At 63.4% G+C, this 5,647-nt stretch carries 5 protein-coding genes; 4 read left to right on the top strand and 1 reads right to left on the bottom strand.

The genetic code is table 11. The features are described 5' to 3' along the window. Window positions 1-257, bottom strand: a 257-nt coding sequence (locus tag DBR24_RS33950; RefSeq protein WP_256591865.1) for a PAS domain-containing protein, incomplete at its 3' end; no start/stop codon positions are given. A gap of 231 nt (window positions 258-488) precedes the next feature. Here DBR24_RS33950 and DBR24_RS26565 point away from each other — a divergent pair. From DBR24_RS26565 to DBR24_RS26580, 4 genes are all read left to right on the top strand, one after another. Then, window positions 489-2,114 (top strand): APC family permease, encoded by a 1,626-nt coding sequence (locus DBR24_RS26565; protein WP_128616200.1) that lies wholly within the window; start codon window positions 489-491, stop codon window positions 2,112-2,114. Between the two features lie 22 nt (window positions 2,115-2,136). After that, entirely contained in the window at window positions 2,137-3,063 is a 927-nt protein-coding gene (locus DBR24_RS26570; protein WP_128616201.1) for a 4-hydroxyproline epimerase, read from the top strand. Between the two features lie 55 nt (window positions 3,064-3,118). Beyond that, the gene (locus DBR24_RS26575) at window positions 3,119-4,066 is read left to right on the top strand and encodes a dihydrodipicolinate synthase family protein (RefSeq protein WP_128616202.1); all 948 of its coding nucleotides are present in this window, start codon (window positions 3,119-3,121) and stop codon (window positions 4,064-4,066) included. Between the two features lie 71 nt (window positions 4,067-4,137). Then, on the top strand, window positions 4,138-5,647 hold a 1,510-nt coding region (locus tag DBR24_RS26580), incomplete at its 3' end, for an aldehyde dehydrogenase (NADP(+)) (RefSeq protein WP_146189127.1).

Consider the following 5,647-nt stretch of genomic DNA (forward strand, 5'->3'; position numbering starts at 1 on the left):
TGCTCGGTGTACCCCGGCCCGAGTTGCGCGGGGAACACCTGCTCGCTGGTTTTCCCCAGCAACGGGCGTAAATCCTTCAAGCCACAGCGCTGCACCAATGTGCGATTGGCGAGGACATAACGCGCCTGCAGATCCTTGATGAAAATCGCCGCACTGGGGATCACGTCGAGCATCGGCAACAGCAGCGCGGCGCCGGCTACCAGTTCTTCCAGGGTTTGCGGGCGGCCTTGCGACAACATCGAAAACGCACTCTGCATCGAAGAGTTCTCCCCCGTTGGTGCTTCAGGCCAGTGCTCGCCCAAGGCGTTCGCACGCAGATTGCAGCATCGCCGAAAGCCTGTCGAGCAGCAGCGTTGCTCTGCGCGACTGTGCCGATTTCGTCATCCAACCCGGTGCAAAACATCAATCGCCGCAAGGTCGATCAGTTCAAAGTCTGGCCGTCCCAGTGACACAACTGCCTATCCAATAACTCACAAGAAGGCGATGCCATGTCAGGCCAAGGCAAGTTCAAAAAACAGCTTTCATTGATCGACCTCACATTTATCGGGCTCGGTGCGATCTTCGGTTCCGGCTGGTTGTTCGCGGCCAGTCATGTGTCGGCCATTGCCGGCCCAGCGGGGATTTTTTCCTGGCTGCTGGGCGGGTTCGCCGTGTTGTTGCTGGGTATCGTTTACTGCGAATTGGGCGCGGCATTGCCCCGTGCCGGCGGCGTGGTGCGCTACCCGGTTTACTCCCACGGGCCACTGCTCGGTTACCTGATGGGTTTCATCACCCTGATCGCGTTTTCCAGTCTGGTGGCGATTGAAGTGGTTGCCTCGCGCCAATACGCCGCGGCGTGGTTTCCCGGCCTGACCAAAGCGGGCAGCGGCGATCCGACGATCCTCGGCTGGCTGGTGCAGTTCGCCCTGCTCTGCGTGTTTTTCCTGCTCAACTACCGCAGCGTGAAGACCTTCGCCAAGGCCAACAACCTGGTCAGCGTGTTCAAGTTCATCGTGCCGCTGCTGGTGATCGGGGTGCTGTTCACCTTCTTCAAACCGGAAAACTTTCAGATTCACGGTTTCGCGCCGTTCGGCCTGTCGGGCATCGAGATGGCGGTGTCGGCAGGCGGGGTGATCTTTGCTTACCTGGGCCTGACACCGATCATCTCGGTGGCCAGCGAAGTGAAGAATCCCCAGCGCACCATTCCGATTGCGCTGATCCTCTCGGTGCTGTTGTCGACCGCCATTTACGTATTGCTGCAAACCGCGTTCCTCGGCGGCATTCCAACGGAAATGCTCGCCGACGGCTGGGCCGGCATCAACAAGGCATTCGCCCTGCCATACCGCGACATCGCCCTGGCACTGGGTGTGGGCTGGCTGGCGTATCTGGTGGTGGCCGACGCGGTGATCTCGCCGAGCGGTTGCGGCAACATTTATATGAACGCTACCCCGCGCGTGATCTACGGCTGGGCGCAGACCGGCACCTTCTTCAAGATTTTTACCCACATCGACGAGAAGTCCGGCATCCCGCGTCCGGCGCTGTGGCTGACCTTCGCCCTGTCGGTGTTCTGGACCCTGCCGTTCCCGTCGTGGGAAGCGCTGATCAACGTGGTTTCCGCTGCCCTGGTGTTGAGCTACGCCGTGGCCCCGGTGTCGGTCGCCGCGTTGCGCCGCAGCGCGCCGGACATGCCGCGTCCCTTCCGGGTCAAGTGCATGGGCGTGCTCGGGCCGGTGTCGTTCATCATCGCCGCGCTGATCGTCTACTGGTCCGGCTGGAACACCGTGTCGTGGCTGCTCGGCCTGCAGATTCTGATGTTCGTCGTCTACTTGCTGTGCGCTCGTTTCGTGCCAACCGCGCACCTGAGCCTGAGCCGTCAGGTGCGCTCGTCGGCGTGGCTGATCGCCTTCTACGCGGTGACCATCGTGCTGTCGAAACTCGGCACCTTCGGCGGCCTGGGCATCCTCGCCCACCCTTTCGACACCCTCGTCGTCGCCGCTTGCGCCACCGGCATTTACTACTGGGGCGCCGCCACCGGCGTACCGGCCCACTTGCTGCGCCTTGAAGCGGACGACGAGGAAAGTGAAGTCGCCGACACCGCTTCCACCGTGCATGCGCGCCCTGCCGGCGCCTACTGAAATCACTCAACGGGACACCTTCATGAAACGCATACACGTCATTGATTCCCACACCGGCGGTGAGCCCACGCGCCTGGTGATGCACGGTTTTCCCGCCCTGTCCGGCGACACCATGGTGGAGAAACGCGAGGCTCTGCGCACTCAGCACGATGGCTGGCGCCGCGCCTGCCTGCTCGAACCCCGCGGCAACGACGTGCTGGTCGGCGCACTGTATTGCGAGCCGGTGTCGGCGGACGCCACGTGCGGGGTGATTTTTTTCAACAACGCCGGTTACCTCGGCATGTGCGGTCACGGCACCATCGGCCTGATCAACTCGTTGCAGTTTCTGGGGCACATCAAGCCTGGCGTGCACAAGATCGACACACCGGTCGGCCCGGTCAGCGCCACGTTGCATGACGACGGCAACGTGACCCTGGGCAACGTGCCCGCCTACCGCTACCGCAAACAGGTATCGGTGGACGTGCCCGGTTTCGGCCGCGTGTGCGGTGATATTGCCTATGGCGGCAACTGGTTCTTCCTCGTCTCCGAGCACGGCCAGACCCTGAGCATGGACAACGTCGAGCACCTCACCGCCTACACCTGGGCGATGCTCAAAGCCCTCGAAGAACAAGGCATTCACGGCGAAGACGGTGCGCTCATCGACCACATCGAACTGTTCGCTGACGATGCCCACGCCGACAGCCGCAACTTTGTCATGTGCCCGGGCAAGGCCTACGACCGCTCGCCCTGCGGCACCGGCACCAGCGCCAAACTCGCCTGCCTGGCCGCCGACGACAAGCTGCAACCCGGCGCGCGCTGGGTGCAGGCCAGCATCACCGGCAGCCAGTTCGAAGGCCGCTTCGAATGGGAAGGCGAACGCATCCGCCCGTTCATCACCGGCCGCGCTTTTATAACCGCTGACAGCACCCTGCTGATCGACGAACAAGACCCGTTCGCGTGGGGCATCTGAGCCGCCGCGCTGACTATTCACCTCCCTTTGAATGATGTGCCAAGGAGTTAAAACAATGAGCGACAACATCTTCACCGGTTGCATGCCGGCCCTGATGACCCCGTGCACCGCCCAGCGCAAACCGGACTTCGACAAGCTGGTGGCCAAGGGTCGCGAGCTGATCGATATCGGCATGAGCGCCGTGGTCTATTGCGGTTCGATGGGCGACTGGCCGCTGCTCACCGAAGCCGAGCGTCAGGAGGGCGTGGCACGCCTGGTCGCGGCAGGAATTCCGACCATCGTCGGCACCGGTGCGGTGAACACTCGCGAAGCGGTGTCCCACGCCGCCCACGCGGCGAACGTCGGCGCACAAGGCTTGATGGTGATTCCGCGGGTGCTGTCCCGTGGTGCTTCGGCCGCGGCGCAAAAAGCCCACTTCGCGGCAATCCTGCAAGCTGCGCCAAACCTGCCGGCGGTGATCTACAACAGCCCTTACTACGGCTTCGCCACCCGCGCCGAGCTGTTCTTCGAACTGCGCCACGAGTACCCGAACCTGATCGGCTTCAAAGAGTTCGGCGGTGGTGCCGACCTGCGGTATGCCGCCGAAAACATCACCTCCAAGGATGACGACGTGACCCTGATGGTCGGTGTCGACACCCAGGTGGTGCACGGTTTCGTCAACTGCAACGCCACCGGCGCGATCACCGGTATCGGCAACGCCTTGCCCCGTGAAGTGCTGCAACTGGTCGCCCTGAGCAAGCAAGCGGCCAAGGGTGACGCCAAGGCGCGGCGCCAGGCACGCGAGCTGGAATCGGCGCTGGCGGTGCTGTCCTCGTTCGACGAGGGCTGCGATCTGGTGCTGTATTACAAACACCTGATGGTGCTCAACGGTGACAAGGAATACACCCTGCACTTCAACGAGACCGACACGTTGAGCGACGCCCAGCGGCGTTACGCGGAAAACCAGTATTCGCTGTTCCGCCACTGGTACGAGAACTGGTCGGCCGAGCAGCATTTCGCCTGACCTGGCGCCCTCGTCTGCCGTGACGCCTTGCGCCTCACGGCAGGCCTCACCTTATTCATCAGGAAGACACCATGACTCTGACGGGCCACATGTTGATCGGGCAACACACCGTCGCGGGCAATCGCGACGCCATTCGCGGCCTCGACCCGGCCACCGATACCGCGCTGGAGCCAGCATATTTCGGCGGTTCAGCCGAGCATGTCGAACAGGCTTGCGCACTGGCCTGGGCCGCTCTGGACCGTTATCGCGAGACGACCCTGAGTGCCCGTGGCGAATTTCTTGAGCGCATCGCCGAGGAAATCGAAGGCCTGGGCGATGAACTGATCGACCGCGCCACCAGCGAAACCGGCCTGCCGCGTGCACGCTTGCTGGGCGAACGGGCTCGCACCTGTCAGCAGTTGCGGATGTTCGCCCGCACCGTACGTGCCGGTGAATGGCTCGATGTGCGGGTCGATCCGGCTCAGCCGCAGCGTCAACCGTTGCCGCGTTCGGACCTGCGCCAGCGCCAGATCCCGTTGGGACCGGTGGCGGTGTTCGGCGCGAGCAACTTCCCGCTGGCATTCTCGGTAGCCGGCGGGGACACGGCGTCGGCGCTGGCGGCCGGTTGCCCGGTAATTGTGAAGGCGCACGGCGCGCATCCCGGCACCAGCGAACTGGTTGGCCGCGCCGTGGCTCGGGCGGTTAAAGCCTGTGATCTGCCCGAAGGCGTGTTTTCGTTGGTATACGGCTCTGGTCGCGAATTGGGCATTGCGCTGGTCAGTGATCGACGAATCAAAGCAGTCGGCTTCACCGGTTCGCGCAGCGGCGGTCTGGCCTTGATTCAGGCCGCGCAGGCACGGCCCGAGCCGATTCCGGTGTATGCGGAAATGAGTTCGATCAACCCGGTGCTGCTGTTTCCGGCGGCCTTGCACCAACGCACGCAGGCCTTGGCCGAAGGCTTTGTCGCCTCGCTGACCCTGGGTGCCGGACAGTTCTGCACCAATCCCGGGCTGGTGATTGCGCGCCAGGGGCCGGCGCTGGATGCCTTCGTTGGCCGCGTTGCCGAGCGCCTTCAGCACAGCCCGGCACAGACCATGCTCACACCGGACATCTGCAGTGCGTACAAGGCTGGCGTGAATGCACTGGCGCAAAACAGTCGCGCCCGGATCGCCGCCAGCGGTCAGATCGCCGGTGGCCCGAACGCGTGTCAGGCCCATGTATTTGTCACCGATGCTGCCGATTTCCTCACCGATCACACTCTGCAAGCGGAAGTGTTCGGCGCGGCGTCGTTGATTGTGCAGTGCGCCAGTGACGCTGAAATTCGCCGGGTGATCGAACATCTGGAAGGCCAATTGACAACGACCCTGCAGCTGGATGACGACGACCTTGAACTCGCCCGTTCACTGCTGCCGACCCTGGAATGCAAGGCCGGCCGCCTGCTGGTCAACGGCTGGCCGACCGGCGTGGAAGTCTGCGATGCGATGGTGCATGGCGGCCCGTTTCCGGCCACCTCCGACGCGCGCACAACCTCGGTGGGCACCGCGGCAATCCTGCGTTTCCTGCGTCCGGTGTGTTACCAGGACTTCCCCGACAGCCTGTTGC

It is taken from the genome of Pseudomonas sp. HMWF006 (assembly GCF_003061205.1).
In the GTDB taxonomy this organism is placed as follows: Bacteria; Pseudomonadota; Gammaproteobacteria; order Pseudomonadales; family Pseudomonadaceae; genus Aquipseudomonas; species Aquipseudomonas monsensis.

Bases quoted from the DNA above. Each gene is read 5' to 3' on its own strand.
- DBR24_RS26565 (WP_128616200.1), top strand. From the start codon at position 489: ATGTCAGGCCAAGGCAAGTTCAAAAAACAGCTTTCATTGATCGACCTC.
- DBR24_RS26570 (WP_128616201.1), top strand. From the start codon at position 2,137: ATGAAACGCATACACGTCATTGATTCCCACACCGGCGGTGAGCCCACG.
- DBR24_RS26575 (WP_128616202.1), top strand. From the start codon at position 3,119: ATGAGCGACAACATCTTCACCGGTTGCATGCCGGCCCTGATGACCCCG.